The organism is Nonomuraea sp. NPDC049695 (assembly GCF_040674955.1).
GTDB lineage: Bacteria > Actinomycetota > Actinomycetes > Streptosporangiales > Streptosporangiaceae > Nonomuraea > Nonomuraea helvata.
In genome coordinates this window covers 31,724-46,696 of record NZ_JBFANV010000057.1, presented here as the reverse complement: position 1 = coordinate 46,696, position 14,973 = coordinate 31,724, and the positions used below count along the sequence as shown (strand labels likewise).

General features: G+C 71.6%; 14 protein-coding genes and 1 pseudogene. 9 read left to right on the top strand and 6 right to left on the bottom strand.

All coding sequences use genetic code 11. From position 1 onward, the window contains the following. Window positions 1–242 precede the first annotated feature (242 nt). The 3 genes from AB0J64_RS36940 to AB0J64_RS36930 form a co-directional block, all read right to left on the bottom strand. Window positions 243–1,367 carry a helix-turn-helix domain-containing protein gene (locus tag AB0J64_RS36940; RefSeq protein WP_364037882.1) on the bottom strand — a complete coding sequence of 375 codons (1,125 nt, stop codon included), beginning with the start codon at window positions 1,365–1,367 and terminating at the stop codon, window positions 243–245. A gap of 141 nt (window positions 1,368–1,508) precedes the next feature. Beyond that, window positions 1,509–2,714 (bottom strand): aminopeptidase, encoded by a 1,206-nt coding sequence (locus AB0J64_RS36935; protein WP_364037879.1) that lies wholly within the window; start codon window positions 2,712–2,714, stop codon window positions 1,509–1,511. Between the two features lie 270 nt (window positions 2,715–2,984). Further along, a complete protein-coding gene (locus AB0J64_RS36930) occupies window positions 2,985–3,509 on the bottom strand; it encodes a helix-turn-helix domain-containing protein (RefSeq protein ID WP_364037876.1) in 525 nt (174 codons plus the stop codon). Between the two features lie 222 nt (window positions 3,510–3,731). Here AB0J64_RS36930 and AB0J64_RS36925 point away from each other — a divergent pair, with 222 nt between their 5' ends. Together AB0J64_RS36925 and AB0J64_RS36920 are read left to right on the top strand one after the other, a co-directional pair. Further along, window positions 3,732–4,121: a nuclear transport factor 2 family protein gene (locus AB0J64_RS36925; RefSeq protein WP_364037873.1), complete on the top strand. Its 390-nt coding sequence runs from the start codon at window positions 3,732–3,734 to the stop codon at window positions 4,119–4,121. 70 nt (window positions 4,122–4,191) lie between these two features. Continuing rightward, window positions 4,192–4,431 (top strand): helix-turn-helix domain-containing protein, encoded by a 240-nt coding sequence (locus AB0J64_RS36920; RefSeq protein WP_364037870.1) that lies wholly within the window; start codon window positions 4,192–4,194, stop codon window positions 4,429–4,431. A 4-nt stretch (window positions 4,432–4,435) separates the two neighbouring features. On the opposite strand, the gene AB0J64_RS36915 is transcribed toward AB0J64_RS36920, so the two are convergent. Then, on the bottom strand, window positions 4,436–6,520 hold the full coding sequence (locus AB0J64_RS36915) for an MFS transporter (RefSeq protein WP_364037867.1): 2,085 nt from the start codon (window positions 6,518–6,520) through the stop codon (window positions 4,436–4,438). A gap of 108 nt (window positions 6,521–6,628) precedes the next feature. On the opposite strand from AB0J64_RS36915, the gene AB0J64_RS36910 reads away from it, so the two are divergent. From AB0J64_RS36910 to AB0J64_RS36885, 6 genes and pseudogenes are all read left to right on the top strand, one after another. Next, window positions 6,629–7,153, top strand: a complete 525-nt coding sequence (locus AB0J64_RS36910) for a helix-turn-helix domain-containing protein (protein WP_364037864.1) — start codon at window positions 6,629–6,631, stop codon at window positions 7,151–7,153. A gap of 63 nt (window positions 7,154–7,216) precedes the next feature. Beyond that, entirely contained in the window at window positions 7,217–8,215 is a 999-nt protein-coding gene (locus AB0J64_RS36905) for a zinc-dependent alcohol dehydrogenase family protein (RefSeq protein WP_364037861.1), read from the top strand. A gap of 108 nt (window positions 8,216–8,323) precedes the next feature. Then, a pseudogene (locus AB0J64_RS36900) lies at window positions 8,324–10,266 on the top strand (penicillin-binding transpeptidase domain-containing protein). A gap of 129 nt (window positions 10,267–10,395) precedes the next feature. Beyond that, a complete protein-coding gene (locus AB0J64_RS36895; protein ID WP_364037858.1) occupies window positions 10,396–11,340 on the top strand; it encodes an LLM class flavin-dependent oxidoreductase in 945 nt (314 codons plus the stop codon). Beyond that, on the top strand, window positions 11,337–12,032 hold the full coding sequence (locus AB0J64_RS36890; RefSeq protein WP_364037855.1) for an alpha/beta hydrolase family protein: 696 nt from the start codon (window positions 11,337–11,339) through the stop codon (window positions 12,030–12,032). Before AB0J64_RS36895 ends, AB0J64_RS36890 begins: the two co-directional genes overlap by 4 nt. Window positions 12,033–12,366: 334 nt before the next feature. Then, entirely contained in the window at window positions 12,367–13,320 is a 954-nt protein-coding gene (locus tag AB0J64_RS36885; protein ID WP_364037852.1) for an NADP-dependent oxidoreductase, read from the top strand. Window positions 13,321–13,370: 50 nt separating this feature from the next. Here AB0J64_RS36885 and AB0J64_RS36880 read toward each other — a convergent pair whose 3' ends face one another. Next, window positions 13,371–13,910: a hypothetical protein gene (locus tag AB0J64_RS36880; RefSeq protein WP_364037849.1), complete on the bottom strand. Its 540-nt coding sequence runs from the start codon at window positions 13,908–13,910 to the stop codon at window positions 13,371–13,373. 98 nt (window positions 13,911–14,008) lie between these two features. Between AB0J64_RS36880 and AB0J64_RS36875 the strand changes: the two genes are divergently transcribed. Further along, window positions 14,009–14,416, top strand: a complete 408-nt coding sequence (locus AB0J64_RS36875; protein WP_364037846.1) for a RidA family protein — start codon at window positions 14,009–14,011, stop codon at window positions 14,414–14,416. Between the two features lie 3 nt (window positions 14,417–14,419). Here AB0J64_RS36875 and AB0J64_RS36870 read toward each other — a convergent pair whose 3' ends face one another. Then, window positions 14,420–14,950, bottom strand: a complete 531-nt coding sequence (locus AB0J64_RS36870; RefSeq protein ID WP_364037843.1) for a helix-turn-helix domain-containing protein — start codon at window positions 14,948–14,950, stop codon at window positions 14,420–14,422. Between the last annotated feature and the right edge of the window lie 23 nt (window positions 14,951–14,973).

The following is a 14,973-nucleotide window of genomic DNA, read 5'->3' as shown; positions in this document are numbered from 1 at the left end:
TGAGTCGCTGGGGGAAAGCGCTGGCCGCTGGGCTCTTCTTGGTTAAAAGCGACCGAAGCGACGGAATTCCGACATCAGCTCGGGATCGGATGGCGGAGGCGACCGGCGCGTATCTTATCGGCGACTTGAGTCGCTCCAGTCGCTTCGGTCGCCGCGCCGTCGCGTGCGCGCGGCTCGCCCGGCTCGCCCGGCGAAAGGGCAGCGACTGGGTGCGCGCCCGAGCCGCTGGCCGAAGCGTTCCTTCACTGACCCGGCCTACGCGCGGCGGCAGACCGCTGGCGCCGGCGGTAGTCGGTCGGGGAGATGCCATGGCGCTTGACGAACTGGCTGCGGAGCACGCCGTTGGAACGGAACCCGGCGCGGCCCGCGATCTCCCGGATCGGCAAGATCGTGGTCGCCAGCAGCTCTTCCGCCAGGTCGAGCCGCTGCTCGGTCAGCCACGCGTAGGGGGTGGTGCCGGTGACGGCCTGGAAGCGCCGGGCGAAGGTCCGGGAGCTCATCAGGGCCTGTCGGGCCAGCTCGCTGACCGTCAAGGGCTGGTTCAGGCGGGTACGTGCCCAGGCGAGCAGGTCGGCCAGCCGCGCGTCCTCGTCGTCGGCGAGCGACCGGGTGCCGAGCTCCGAGAAGCTCGGAACATAGTGGGTCTGCCCGCTCTCGCGGCGTGGTGCCACCATCCACTCGCGGGCCACGGCGTTGGACACGGCCACGCCGTGCTCGCGGCGCAGGAGATGCAGGCACACGTCGATGTCGGCGGCGGCGCCCGCCCCGGTGATCACCTGGCCTTCGTCGACGTAGAGGGTGTCGGTTTCCACCTGGATCGCCGGGTGACGGGCGGCCAGGTGAGCGGTCAGGGACCGGTTCGTCGTGGCGCGCAGGCCGTCGAGCAGACCGGTCTCGGCCAGCAGGAGTGAGCCCGCGCAGTAGGCCGCGATGAGCGCTCCCCTGTGATGCGCGGCCGTCAGCGCGTGGTCGAGGGCCGCGGACCGGGGGAGCGGGCGGCGCTCGGTGGGCAGCACGATGATCAGGTCGGCGGCCGCCATCGCCTCCAGCCCGTGATCGACCTGCATGCACATGCCGACGTCGGTGTTCAGGGCACCCGCCCGGTCGGAGCAGAGGGAGAAATCGAACCTGGGTAACCCCATGTGGCTGCGGTCCGCGAAGAGGCCGTTGACCGCGCTCAGCCCGAACGCGCTGACCCCGGGAGGGGCGTACGCGACCAGGGAGCGGAAAGGAGTCCGCGGCTTGCTGACGGGCTGTTCATGGGGCCGGTAGGGATCGGTGCTGACGAAGCCAAGGGCGGATTCGTCGCCGTAGACCTTTGACCCGCTCCCCGAGATGCTCCGGCCCTTGTCAACCTGGCCCAGCATCTGAGACCACCACCGCCCGCTTGCATGATGCTACCGATCCTCTCAACTTACTAGCTTCATGCAAGTCATTTAAGGGAGCGGAGCGACAGGCGGATTTGACGACCTGGTCCCCGTGGTGACGGGGGTAGCAGCGCTCGCGCCTCAGATCTGCCACTCGTCGTCGCGGAGCAGCTTCACCCGGCCTCCACCGCGGGTGATGCCGGTGACCGTGACGTCCGGCCCGCCCACCATGAAGTCGACGTGGACCGCGGAGACGTTCACGCCCGCCGCGTCCGGGCGGGAACGCAGCTGTTCCGGCACGCCGGGCGGCAGGCCGGCACCCCAGGCGAGGTGACAGGTGGCGTTCTCGTCCAGCAGGGTCTCCAGATAGGTGATGCCGCTCCGGCCGACCCGGGACGAGCCGTCGACCAGCGCCAGCTCGCCGAGCCGGGCCGCCCCCTGGTCGGTCGCCTGGTGCGTGCGGACGACGTCCGCGCCCGTACTCGCCCGCACCCTGGTCGCCACGCCGCCGGCGAAGGTCAGCTCCAGGTCGCGGATGACGCTGCCGTTGAGGGCGAGGGGACGGGTCGAGCGTACGACGCCGTTGACGCGGCGATGGTCGGGGGTGGTGAACACCTCCTCGGTGGGCAGGTTGGCCTGAAAGGCCCGGCCCTTGCCGTCCTCGAGCCGCGCCGCCGCCCAGCGGGCCTGGGGCAGCAGGCCGATGGTCAGGTCGGTGCCGGGGCCCTCGAACCGTACGGTGTCGAGCTTCATCTTCCTCAGCGTTTCCGCCCGCCGCACCAGCTCGGTGATCCGGCTCTGCCAGGCCGCAACGGGGTCGGGCTCGTCGAGGCGGAGAATGCCGCGCAGCTCCCGCCACAGCCGGGCCTGGTCGGGCTCGCCGAACACGGCACGCGCCCACTCCGGCGTCGCGTACGGGATGATCGTCCATCGGGCCAGGTTGTGGAGCCGGAGCCGGAGCCGGGAGGCGAGCTGGGGCATGCGGTCCCTGCCGGCCCGGACCTGGTCCTGCCCGGCGAGGAGGTCGGGGGTGGCGGCGCCGCGGATGTTGACGAGCACGCCGCCGTGCCGTTCCAGCTCGTCGTTGCGGACGTCCAGCCAGCCCGGGGTTTCGCTCAGTGTCTCGATGGGCGCGTGCTGGACGCGGGAGCGTTTGGCGAAGGGGTCGAAGTACCAGATGTCGACATAGCGGGCGCCTCGGGCATAGGCCGCCTCTGCCAGGGCCCGGGCCAGCGGGGCGTGCTCGATCTCGGCGTTGACGAGCACCCTGTCGCCGGCTTCGACGGGCACGGCCACGTCGAACACGACGTCGGCGTACCGGGCCAGATCTGCGGGGGGAATGGTCACGGGGGATCTCCTTCACGGGCGGAGAGGGGAGGAAGAGCGGCAGGGCGGCGGCCGGCATGAGGGCGGACACGGTGAACCCGCCGCGCAGGGCGCCCGGGCGGCGAAGGGCCGGGCGAGCGCGGCAGCGGCTCGCGTGATCGCCGGCGCGACGCCCGCCATGCCCGTTTCCGCGTTCAGGTATCTCGGCACAGCCGGAATGAGCAGGCCGATCGCGAGAAAGCCGGTGGCGGTGCGGGCGCGCGTTCATGCAGATGCCCCGGCGCGCGGTGGTCACTCGCCGAGCTCCAGCAGGAGCGCCGTGACGCTGACCTTGATCGCGTCATCGCGGCGAGGCGGGCCGGCCTTGTCGTGGACGAGGGCCATCACCTGGTCGACGAGGCCGACGACCTCTTCCCAGACCGCCCTGTCCAGCCACACCTCCGCGTCCATCGACATGCGCCGGCGCCGGGTCTTGCGCAGCCGTCGCGCCAGATCGGTGCTCAGCGCCTGGTGCATGACCTGCCCGGCGTCCGTACGGTCCAGCCGGGCGCCGCTCGATGGGTCGTAGCGGTATCGGCGCTGAGGCCGGCCCTTGCCTCCGCCCTGCCCCGGCTCCTCGTCGGCCTGCCGCAGGAAACCCGCCTTGGCCAGGTGGCGCAGATGGTAGCTGGCGGAGCCGTGGGCGATGCCCAGCTCCTCGGCGACCTCCGTGGCGGACATCGACGTGCCGGTGAGCAGGGAAACGATGCGGATGCGCAACGGGTTGGCCAGCGCCCGCAGCGGCACCAGCTCTTCGGCGTCGTTTTCCCAAGACATGTTGGGAAACGTACCCAGGACATCTGGGGAAATAAACGGATCGGCGACGAGACGGCGTGCCGGGCCGACGATTCGCCGGCCGGATCACGCCCGGCCGGCCGCCTCCGCCGAGGTGAGGACGACGGCCCCGACTCCTCCGCATCACCCACGTCGGTGGTGCGCCTTGGGGCGCTGACTATGATGTCCAGTCCGCGTACGGATCGATCACCAGAGAGGCTCTTCATGGCCGACCACGCCACCCTCATCGATGAGCTGCGCCAGGCCGAAGACCGCCTGCAGGCGGCGCAGCTCGCCGGAGACGTCGAAGAGCTGGACCGGCTGCTCCACGAGCAGCTCGTCTTCACCGGACCGCCGGACGGCCTGTGCCACCCGGGCGCCAAGGAGCTCGATCTGCACAACCACCGCTCCCGCACACAGATCATGACGAAGGTCGCCCAGGAAGACCTCACCGTGCTCGTCGCGGGGGACACCGGTGTCACCTGCTTCCTCGGCACGCTGGAGGGCACCTTCGCCGGAACGCCGTTCGCCGGACGGATGGCCTACACCCGGACCTGGACCCACACGGACGAGCACGGCTGGCGCGTCCTGGCCGCCCACTCCAGCCCCGCGTGAGCGGCGCCGGCCACCTGCGTCGCGGTGAGGCCGGCGGACATCATCGTGGCGGCGGCCAGGGCGCCTGGTCGTGATTCCGCGCCGGCACGGTGAGCTGGTCGAGTTGATCGGCGGCATCTCCAAGAAGATGCTCACCCAGACGCTCCGGCGGCTCCAGCGGTACGGGCTTGTCAGCCGGATGGCCCACGCTGAGGTGCCCTCCCGGGTCGAATACGAACTCACCGAACTCGGCACAACCCTCATCGAGCCCATCGCCATGCTCACCAAGTGGGCAGAGGAGAACGGCGAGGCCGTTTCGGCCGCCATCTGAATGGTCAGCCCGCAGGTTTCCTTGTGAGCATCTCACGCAGCCTGGACAACTTTCCCAGCAGACGTTCCGCCTTTGCCGCAGCGGCCGTGAGCGGCCCGATGATGAAATTGCGGGCTCGGGCGCGATCGAGTCGCACGCCGCCGTGCCCCGTCAGCGTGTTCCCGCGGCGTACCAGATCCTGCTGCGCAGGTCCGTCCCCCTGATCACCTGGACGCGCCAGGGCTCCAGCCGGAGCACGTGCAGTTCCCGGGTCGCCGGGTCCGCCGTGCCAGAAGTTGCCCAGGTCGTACCCGGCGCCCTTCGGGCTCGTTCGCCGGTACAGGTCCCACACGTGCCGCTTGGTCTCCAGATCGTCGACCCAGCTCGCGACGGCGTCGACGCTCACCGCGTTCTGCCGTGGTGTCCAGTAGGAGAGCGTGGTGTGCGGGTTGCCCGCCAGGTGGGCGGTCTTGACCGGCGTCCTGTACGTGGCCAGCCAGCCCAGGGGAGCGCCGTCCACGGTCTCCCAGACCGGGATCAGGACCCGGGCGCGCGGCCGCCCCCTCGTGTCGACGGTGGTCATGGTCGCGTACACGATGTCGCCGATGTAGGCGTCGAACTGGTCGGAGATCTCGGCGAATGACGAAACTCGAGTGGCCATCGGTCTTCTTCCCTTGTCAGACGGCGGCCGGGGTGGTCGCGTTCGGGGGTGTGCTGCCAGGTGCGGCGGGCGTACTAGGCCGGACGCGATGACGATCGCGCCGAGCGCCGCCGCGGCCACGGGCACGATGAGCGCGGTCCGCAGGCCGTCCAGGCCCGAGCCGGCGGCGACGCTGACGGCGGTGACGGCCGACAGCCCGAGTGCCGTACCGAACTGGATGGAGGTGTAGAGCAGGCCGCCCGCCAGGCCGTGCTCCTCCTCGGCGACGCCGTCGGTGGCGGCCATGGTCAGCGGACCGTACGCCAGGGAGAAGGCCAGCCCGAGCAGGACCAGCGACGGGAGCATGGCGGCGTAGGTCCAGTCCATCCCGACGGGAAGGAACAGCGCGTACGCGGCCGCCGCGAGCACGATGCCGCCGAACAGCACGCGGGTGTTGCCGAAGCGGTTCACCAGGCGCGGCGTCAGGAAGGGCGCCAGGACGGTGTCGATGCCGATCACCAGCATGGCCAGGCCGGTCTGCATCGTGCTCCAGCCGCGCAGCTCCTGGAAGTACAGGGTGGCCAGGAACTGGAAGCCCGCGAACGCGGCCAGGAACAGCAACGCGGCCACGTTCACGCGCACCAGCGGCGCGCTCCGCAGGATGCCCAGCCGCAGCAGCGGGGACGACGACCGCCGTTCGATCGCGGCGAACACCCCCAGCAGTGCCAGGCCCGCGGCGAACACGCCGGCGGTCAGGGCGGGGCCGTCGCCGGCGTGTTCCAGCCGGACCACCCCGTACACCAGCAGCAGCATCGCCCCGGTCATGGTGAACGCCCCCGCCAGGTCGAAGCCGCCCGAGGGGCGCCGGCCGCCCGGGTCGCGGACCAGGGCGAGCGCCGCCACCAGGATCAGCGCCGACAGGATGACCGGGGCGAAGAACACCCATCGCCAGCCGAACGAGGCGAGCGCGCCGCCCGCGACCACGCCGAGCGAGAACCCGCCCGCCGCCGTCCCCGCGTACACGCCGAGCGCCTTGGTACGCGCCGGCCCCTCCGGGAAGGTGGACGTGACCAGCGCCAGCCCGGCGGGGGCCATGAACGCGGCCGCGACCCCCGTGACGAACCGGGCGACCAGCAGCATCCAGCCCTCCGTGGCCAGCCCGCCGAGCCCGGAGAAGACCAGGAAGACCGCCAGCCACAACACGAACATCCGGCGGTGGCCCAGCAGGTCGGCGACGCGCCCGCCCAGCAGCATGAACCCGCCGTAGCCCAGCACGTACGCGCTGACGACCCCGCTGAGCGTCCCGGTGGACAGGCCCAGGTCGGCGCGGATCGACGGCAGCGCCACGTTGAGCATCGCCACGTCGATCCCCTCCAGGAAGATGGCGCCGCACAACACCAGCAGCACGCCCCACGCACGCCCCGTCAGGCGGGCCGGCCCACCGGCGGATTCAGTGACGGAATTGGACATCGGTACCCCGACTCCCTCTTTGTCGCGGAACCGGTCCGGGGTCGGTTCCCCGAATGCCTGCCGGTTCCCTCTTGTAACCGACAGCATCGTCGGGCACCATCGGTGAGCATGGAAGACGGCACTTTCGAGTCCCTCGGTTACTGCGCGGATACCGGCCTCGACGACGACGTTCTCCAGTGGGATCAGCGCGCCGACTGTGAGGTGCGGCAGATCCTCGACCGCATCGCCGACAAGTGGTCTCTTCTGGTGATCGCGCTGCTGGACAGGCGCAGCCTGCGTTTCACCGAGCTGAGCCGCGCGATCGACGGGGTCAGCCAGCGGATGCTGACCCGCACCCTGCGGCACCTCGAACGTGACGGGCTGGTGAGCCGCACCGTGCACCCGACCGTCCCGCCGCGCGTCGACTACGCGCTGACGCCGATGGGCGCGACCCTGCACGGCACCATCCGCGCCCTGGTCGGCTGGACCGAGGAACACCAGAACGCCATCGCCGCGGCCCGCGCCGCCTACGACAGCCGCGCCGCGGCGGAGCGGGAGGCCGCCGGGCGCGAGGCGGCCGAACGCACGGCCGTCGCCCGCGCCGCCCTGTCGGCCATCGGTTCGCCTCAAAGTACGACAGACATCGAAGTTTGACAGCGATCGTACCTTGCTGCTTCAGTGGATCACTACCAACTGAGGCAACAGGACGGACGAACCATGGCCAGAACGGTGCGTTTCCATGAAATCGGCGGGCCGGAGACGATGCGGCTGGAAGACCTCGAGGTCGGCGAGCCCGGCCCCGGAGAGGTACGCATCCGGGTGGACGCGATCGGCCTCAACAGGGCCGAGGTGATGTTCCGTCTCGACCAGTACATCGAGCCGGTCAAGCACCTGCCGGGCAGGCTCGGCTACGAGGCGGCCGGCGTCGTCGAGGCCGTCGGCGAGGGGGTCACCGGGCTCGGCGTGGGAGAGAGGGTCAGCGTCGTGCCCGCCTTCTCCCAGAACGACTACGGCGTGTACGCCGCCCAGGCCATCGTCCCCGCCGCGGCGGTCCTCCACCGTCCCGACGAGGTCGACGCCGTGTCCGGCGCCGCCGTCTGGATGCCCTACATCACCGCGTACGGCGCCCTGGTCGAGGTCGGCGGCGCGCGGGCGGGCGACACGGTCGTGCTGAACGCGGCCTCCAGCAGCGTGGGCCTGGCCGCCATCCAGACGGCCAACCGGATCGGCGCCGTTCCGATCGCGGTCACGCGCACCGCGGCGAAGAAGGAGCGGCTGCTCAAGGAGGGCGCGGCGCACGTGATCGTTTCCGACGAGGAGGACGTCGCGGCGCGCGTGCTCGCCCTGACCGGCGGCCGGGGCGCCGAGTACGTTCTCGACGCCGTCGCCGGCCCGGGGGTGGTCGAGCTGGCCCGCGCCGTCGCCCCCGGCGGCACGATCTTCCTGTACGGGGCGCTGAGCGGGCAGCCCACCCCGCATCCCGGCATGGAGCTGGGGATGCCCGCGCTGAACGTGCGTACCTTCACCCTCTTCGAGATCACCAAGGAGCCGCGCCGGTTGCGCCGCGCCGAGGCGTTCGTCGCGTCGGGGTTGCGGACCGGCGCGTTCAAGCCCGTGGTGGATCGCACGTTCGAGCTGGACGAGATCGTACGGGCTCACCAGTACCTGGAGTCGAACGCGCAGGTCGGCAAGGTCGTGGTCACGGTCGCCCACTGAACGGCGGAGGCCGCCCCGGCGGGAGGCGGCGGGTGCGGTCCATGATCGGGCACTACCCTTGCGCGAATCGGCAGTAAACGACTCGGCCTACAGGGGGACTGCGGCGACATGCGCGAGGGGTTACGACCGGCACCAGATGTCCGCCCAAGACGCGTGATGGCCCGCATGCGGCGCGCCCTCGCGACGGCCACCACCGTGGCGGTTCTCGGCACGACGCTGAGCGGGTGCTTCGAGGAGCCCTCCCCGCACGACGCCGTGCGCGACTTCCTCGTCGGCTGGCAGTCGGGCGACTACGCCCTGGCGGCCGGCCGTACGGACGGTGATCCCCGGGTGGTCGCCAAGGCGCTCGAGGACGCCCGCGTTCACCTGGACGCGGCCTCCTTCCGCTTCAAGATCAAGGGTTTGACCGTGGACGGCGGCGAGTCGGTCGCGGAGTTCGCGGTGGAGGTGGACCTCGGCGAGAGCACCTCCCTGTGGGGGTACCGGAGCAGGCTGCCGCTGCACCTGGTCGGCGGCGTGTGGAAGGTGCGCTGGTCGCCCGGCGTCATCCACCCCCAGCTGCGCGAGGGGCAGCGGTTCGCGGTGAAGTCGGTGCCGCTGGCGCGCCGCTCCGTGCTCGACCGCGACAGCCGCCCGCTGCACAGGAACACCACGGTGTACGTCGCCGGGGTGACCCCGGCGGCCCTGGGCGACCAGGCGGGGAAGGCGGCCGGCGCGCTGGCCGGGCTCACCGGGTTCGCCGCGGACCGGCTGCTGGGACGGATCCGCTCGGCGACGCCGGACACGTTCGTCCCGCTGGTCACCTTCGGCCGGGTGAAGTACCGACGGCTCCAGGCGAGGCTGGCCGGGATTCCGGGGGTGACCGTCCAGGAGGAGCAGGTGCTGTTCGCGCCGCTGCCGCCCGAGCAGATCGTGGGTACGGTGAGCGCGCTGAGCGCCGAGACCGAGCAGCAGCTCGGCGGGCCGCAGCGCGCGGGCGACTCCATCGGTCTGTCCGGGCTGCAGAAGGCCTTCCAGGACGAGCTCACCGGGTCCACGCGAACGTCGGTGATCACGGTCGATCTCAGGACCGGCGCGCAGGTCGCCGAGCTGACGACCTGGGAGGGCCGGGCGAACGCCCCCGTCCGTACGACGATCGACGGCACCACCCAGGCGGCGGCCGATACGGCGCTGGCGACCGCGACTTCGGCGGGCCCCTCGGCGGGCCCCTCGGCGGGCCCCTCGGCGGGCATGGTGGCGGTCAGGGCGTCGACCGGTGAGGTGCTGGCGGTGAGCGCCACGCCCGGCCTGCACGAGGAGAAGGACGTGCTGGCGGGCAGGTATCCGGCCGGCACCGTGTTCTCCGTCATCGCGGCCGCGGCGTTGCTGAAGAAGGGCGTCAAGCCCCGTCAGCGGCTGGCCTGCCCCGCCGGGCGGTCGGTCGGCGGGGCCCCGTTCGAGCAGGAGGGCATGACCGCCACCGCCGTGCGGAGCTTCCGGGAGAACTTCGCCCGGAGCTGCGTCACCGCGCTGGCCTCGCTCGCCCGCAGGGTGCCGATGAGCTGGGCAGAGCCGCGGCCGACTTCGGCATCGGCAAGCCGTGGACGCTGCCGCTGAAGTCGTTCAGCGGCAGGTTCGGCGCGCTGGACTCCGTCGCCGGCAAGGCGCGGTTCCTCGCGGGACAGGACACCGAGGTGAGCCCGCTGGCGATGGCGCTGGTCGCCGGCGCCGTCGCCTCGGGCACCTGGCGGCCACCACACCTGGTCATCGCACCAAGTCCTGCCGCCACCGCACCGGCTTCCGTGCCGCTCGACGTCACGACGCTGCCCATGCTGCGGGCGATGATGCGCGCGGGCGTCACGACCGGTTCGGCGGCAGCGGCGGCCTCGCCGGGCGGCGCCGTCTCGGGCATCGCCGCGACCGGAAAGGGCAAGAGCCCGGCGTGGTTCGTCGGCTGGCAGGGCGATGTGGCCGTCGCGGTCATCGCCCAGGGCGGCGATCCCGCGTCGTACGCGGGCCGATTCTTCTCCCAGCTTGACCGCTCCGCCGCGGAGGCCGAATCCGGCCGCTGACCAGCGGATTCCCGCGTACGCCCGCCGGGCTGCGTCCTCATTCTTGCTCCTTGTAATGAAACTTAGCACTTCAAAAACAAGAAGCACATGCTTAAGATGAGGAAGCGACGATGACGGGAGGGAGCCGCCATGGCCCCACTGAAGGTCGGCTACCTGCTGCCGACACGGGACCACGCCGTACGCGGCGACCACGATCTGAAGCGCCTGATCGACCAGGCCCGCCAGGCCGAAGCCCTCGGCCTGGACTCGGTCTGGGCCGGTGACAGCCCGCTGACCAGACCCCGCGCCGACCCCATGCTCCTGCTGTCGGCGGTGGCCACCGCCACCAGCCGGATCACCATGGGCACCGCGGTGCTGCTGCCGGCGCTCCGCCACCCGGTCCTGCTGGCACACCAGCTCGCCACCCTGGACCGCCTCTCCGACGGACGGCTGATCGCCGGCATGGGCGGAGGGTTCCCCAACGCCGCGACCAAGGCCCAGTTCGCGGCGGTCGGAGTCGCCTTCGAGCGCCGCATCGCGCTGCTGGAGGAGTCGATCGAGGCGATGCGGCGCCTGTGGAGCGGCGAAGAGGTCTCCTACACCGGCCGCGCCGTCACCTTCCACGACGTGACGCTCGCCCCCGCACCGGTCCGCCCGTCGGGCCCGCCGATCTGGCTCGCGGGCGGCGGCGAGCCCGCGCTGCGGCGGGTCGCCCGGCTGGCCGACGGCTGGCTGCCCTACCCGCCCCACATCCTGACCTACGCCCACGAACGGGCCTACATCGAGCAGAGCGCGACCCGGGCCGTCACGCCCGCCCTCTACGCGACGCTCTGCCTGGACGAGGACCCCGGACGGGCCCGCGAGCGGCTGCGCGTCAGCATCGAGCGGTACTACAACGCTCCGCTGGAGGCCGTCGAGGCCATCCAGGCCATGTTCGCCGGCCCGGCCCGCGAGGCCGCGGACTGGCTCATCTCCTATGCCGAAGCCGGCGCCCGCCACCTGGTGATCCGCCTGGCCGCCGATGACCATCGCGCGGCCCTGGAGGAGTTCGCCGGCACGGTTCTGCCTCTGTTGCATGCGAAAGGAAAAGCATGACCACTTTTGTTCTCGTCCACGGCGCCTGGTACGGACCCTGGGCATGGGACGGCGTCACCCCGCTCCTGCACGAGGCCGGAGCGCGGACGGTGACCCCGAGCCTGACCCTGGAAGGCGACGCCGGTCTGGGCACCCACGTCCAGGAGCTCCTCACCGCCCTGGACGACGTGGCCTCCCACGACGACGTGGTGCTGGTCGGGCACAGCTACGCGGGTCTCGTCGTCCGCCAGGCGGCCGACGCCCGGCCCGGTCTGGTGAGCCACCTCATCATGATCGACGGCTGGGCCGGGGACGACGGCGAGAGCCTGTTCAGCCTGGCACCGGACGCCTTCGTCACCGCGATCAGCAGGAACGCCCGCGCCAGCGCCGACGGCCGCCACGTGCCCGCCCCGCAGCCGGAGCGCTTCGGCATCACCGACCCCGAGCAGGCCCGCGCGCTGGCGGGGCGCCTGCGGCCCCAGCCGCTGCGCACCTTCACCGAGGCGACCCGGCTCAGCGGCGCCGTCAACCAGATCCCGGGCACCGCGATCTACTGCCGCCCGGTGACCTTCCCGTTCGACCAGTTCGGGAAGGCGGTCGGCTACCGCACGCTGCCCTTGGACGCCCCGCACGACGCGATGAGCACCCACCCGCGCGAGGTGGCCCGGCTGCTGCTGGAGGCTCACGCGTCGCAGACCGCCGGCGAGAAGTAGCCCGGCCGTCAGCACGAAGGGCCGGCGCGCAGGGTGGCGGTTCCATCGATTGTTCGGCTGCCGATTCACAGAAAATGATCGGCGCCGGAGTGACGCCGGCGGGCCGCCACGAATAACGATTTCCGCCATGCGCGGAAAACGCGCTCTTTCGTGCGTCCGATTCCGGGACGGTATTCCGCTCTGAAGTGCGAGAGACCAGGTCGATGGGGTCAGGACGTGATCCTGTGGCTTGCCGGGTGAATGTTTCAGCGACAGACACCAGTCGTCGTACAGATTCCGCCGGACATATTCCGTAATAACGTCACAAGCCGATATTCCGAACTTGAGGAGAAACATGCGTGCGGTGCGACAGCGGGAATGGGGCGGCACGGAGGTGCTGGAGGTCGCCGACGTACCGGAGCCGAAGCCGGCCCCGACCGAGGTGCTGGTCAAGGTGGTCGCCGCGGGGATCAACCCGGTGGACGTCTACACCCGGATGGGGGTGGCCTACAACCGGGTGCTGAGCCTGCCGTTCGTCAACGGCTGGGACGTGTCGGGTGTCGTGGTCAAGGTGGGCTACGGGGTCACCCGGTTCAAGGAAGGCGACCGGGTGTTCGGCATGCCGTGGTTCCCGCGTGAGGCGGGCGCGTACGCCGAGTACGTGACGGCGCCGTCGCGCCACCTGGCGCTGATGCCGGAGGGCATGTCGTTCACCGAGGCGGCGGCGCTGCCGCTGGCGGGCCTGACGGCGTGGCAGATGGAGGTCGACGTCGCCGGCGTCGGCCCGGACACGCGCGTGCTGGTGGCCGCCGCGGCCGGGGGAGTGGGGCACCTGGCCGTGCAGGTCGCCAAGGCCCGCGGCGCCTACGTGATCGGTACGGCCAGCGCGGCCAAGCACGACTTCGTCCGCCGGATGGGTGCCGACGAGGTGGTCGACTACACCGCGGTGGACGTGACGAAGGCGGTGCGGGACGTTGACGTCGCCATCCAGATGTTCGGCGGGGACACCGGCCTGCAGACCCTGGAGTCCCTGCGCCAGGGCGGGGTGATGGTGAGCGGGCAGGGGGCGTGGACGCCCGGCATGACCGAGCGGGCCGATGAACTCGGCGTGCGCGCTCTGTCGTACCTGGTGGAGCCGGATGGCGATGGACTGGAGGCGCTGGCGCGGCTGTATCGCGAGGGGCGGCTGGCGGTGCACGTGGAGCGGGAGTTCCCACTGGAGGAGGCCGCCGCGGCCCACGACCTGGTGGCGAAGGGGCGGACCACGGGCAAGGTCGTCCTCCAGGTGGGCGACCCCGAGGGGACGTGATGGAAGAAGGCCGTCCATCAGGCGGGCGGCTCCGGGAGGGCAGTCGTCCTTCAGTCTGGTGGTTCCGAGTGGGCGTGATGGAAGGCGGTCAGTGACGCCGCCGCGGCCAGGCAGGCGACGGTGACGGCGGCCATCACCCACCCGTATCCGGCCGTGCCGGCGACGGCCATGGCGGCGGCGGGGGCGCCGGCCTTGGCGAGGATGGCGGGCAGCGCGACCCGCCCGGACAGGCTGGCGTAGGCCGTGGTGCCGTAGCGCTCGGTCAGCAGGTGCGGCCTGGCGATGGTGCCCACCCCGAGGCCGAGCCCGAACAGCAGCACGGCGGCGATCACGCCGGCCCGGCTCGCCCCGGCGAACGGCAGCGCCGCGGCGCCCGCCGCCTGGAGGGTGAAGATGACCGCGGCGACCAGTGCCACGGGCAACCGGCGCTGCAGGCCGGTGGTGACCAGCCGGCCGGTGACCGACAGCACCCCGAGCAGCCCGGCCACACCGGCGGCCAGGAGCGGCGGGTGGCCGAGGCCGACGAGGTAGTCGATCAGGGTCGTTCGCGTCCTGGACGTCTCGTCACACCGGTCACCCCCCAGGACCACGAGTAGATCGCGGCGACCGGCGACGGCGCATCCGTAACCTGACCGGTGCCCGGCTATAGTCCGGATCTTGCAGGTGCCGAGACGACGAAGGAGTCAGTATGGCCGTCACCCTGATCAACCCCGAAGGACTGCCGCAGACCGAGGCGTACCGGCAGGTGGCGGTCGCCACCGGGTCGAGGATGGTCTTCGTCGCCGGGCAGGTCGCCCGCGACGCCGCCGGGAACAGGGTCGGGGAGGGCGATCTCGCCATCCAGACCGAGCAGTGCTACCTCAACGTCGCCACCGCGCTCGCGGCGGCGGGCGGTTCCTTCGACGACGTGGCGAAGGTGACCATCTACGTCGTCGGCTACACCCTCGACAAGATGCCCCTGCTCCTGGAGGGGATCGCCCGGGCCGCCGGGAAGCTCGGCGTCACCCTGGCACCGCCCGGCACGCTGGTGGGCGTCGCCGCACTCGGCGAGCCCGACCTGCTCGTCGAGGTCGAGGCCGTCGCTGTCCTGGACTGAGGTTCAGGGCTCTTCCAGGAGGAGTTCGATGAGGTCCTCGGGGCCGATGGACGCCAGGTGCTCGAACCGGAACACGTGGCGCACCACGACGAAGCCGAGCAGGGCGGCATGGAGCGGGGCCGGGGCGTCGCCGAAGATGCCGGGGACCGCCTCCAGCAGCCCGTCCTCCGAGCACACGCCTTTCAGCAGGATGCGCATCGCCTGTGCCCGGGCGGGGTCGTCCCATATGTCCGCGAGCCACAGGGTGGCGAGCGCGCGGGGTCCGTCCTGGCCGGGTGTGGGGGCGGCGTCACGGAGGATCTCCCACGCGGGCTGGACCACGGCGCGGAACAGGCCGGTCTTGTCGCCGAAGTAGTAGAGAACGAGCGCGGGGTCCACGCCGGCCTTGCGCGCGACCTCGCGGATCGAGGTGGCGGCGTAGCCCCGGTCGGCGAAGCTCTGCCGCGCCGCTTCCAGGATCTCGTCGATGGCGGGCCTGGACGCCGCAGGCCGCCTGCCCCGGGGCCTGGCGGGCGGCTGGTTGTGCTCATCCATCCGGCAGTCCGTCCATAGCCGAT

What these genes read in the sequence shown, in the direction of transcription:
- AB0J64_RS36940 (WP_364037882.1), bottom strand. Translation starts at nt 1,367, where the DNA reads ATGCTGGGCCAGGTTGACAAGGGCCGGAGCATCTCGGGGAGCGGGTCA.
- AB0J64_RS36930 (WP_364037876.1), bottom strand. Translation starts at nt 3,509, where the DNA reads ATGTCTTGGGAAAACGACGCCGAAGAGCTGGTGCCGCTGCGGGCGCTG.
- AB0J64_RS36925 (WP_364037873.1), top strand. Translation starts at nt 3,732, where the DNA reads ATGGCCGACCACGCCACCCTCATCGATGAGCTGCGCCAGGCCGAAGAC.
- AB0J64_RS36915 (WP_364037867.1), bottom strand. Translation starts at nt 6,520, where the DNA reads ATGTCCAATTCCGTCACTGAATCCGCCGGTGGGCCGGCCCGCCTGACG.
- AB0J64_RS36910 (WP_364037864.1), top strand. Translation starts at nt 6,629, where the DNA reads ATGGAAGACGGCACTTTCGAGTCCCTCGGTTACTGCGCGGATACCGGC.
- AB0J64_RS36905 (WP_364037861.1), top strand. Translation starts at nt 7,217, where the DNA reads ATGGCCAGAACGGTGCGTTTCCATGAAATCGGCGGGCCGGAGACGATG.
- AB0J64_RS36895 (WP_364037858.1), top strand. Translation starts at nt 10,396, where the DNA reads ATGGCCCCACTGAAGGTCGGCTACCTGCTGCCGACACGGGACCACGCC.
- AB0J64_RS36890 (WP_364037855.1), top strand. Translation starts at nt 11,337, where the DNA reads ATGACCACTTTTGTTCTCGTCCACGGCGCCTGGTACGGACCCTGGGCA.
- AB0J64_RS36885 (WP_364037852.1), top strand. Translation starts at nt 12,367, where the DNA reads ATGCGTGCGGTGCGACAGCGGGAATGGGGCGGCACGGAGGTGCTGGAG.
- AB0J64_RS36875 (WP_364037846.1), top strand. Translation starts at nt 14,009, where the DNA reads ATGGCCGTCACCCTGATCAACCCCGAAGGACTGCCGCAGACCGAGGCG.
- AB0J64_RS36870 (WP_364037843.1), bottom strand. Translation starts at nt 14,950, where the DNA reads ATGGATGAGCACAACCAGCCGCCCGCCAGGCCCCGGGGCAGGCGGCCT.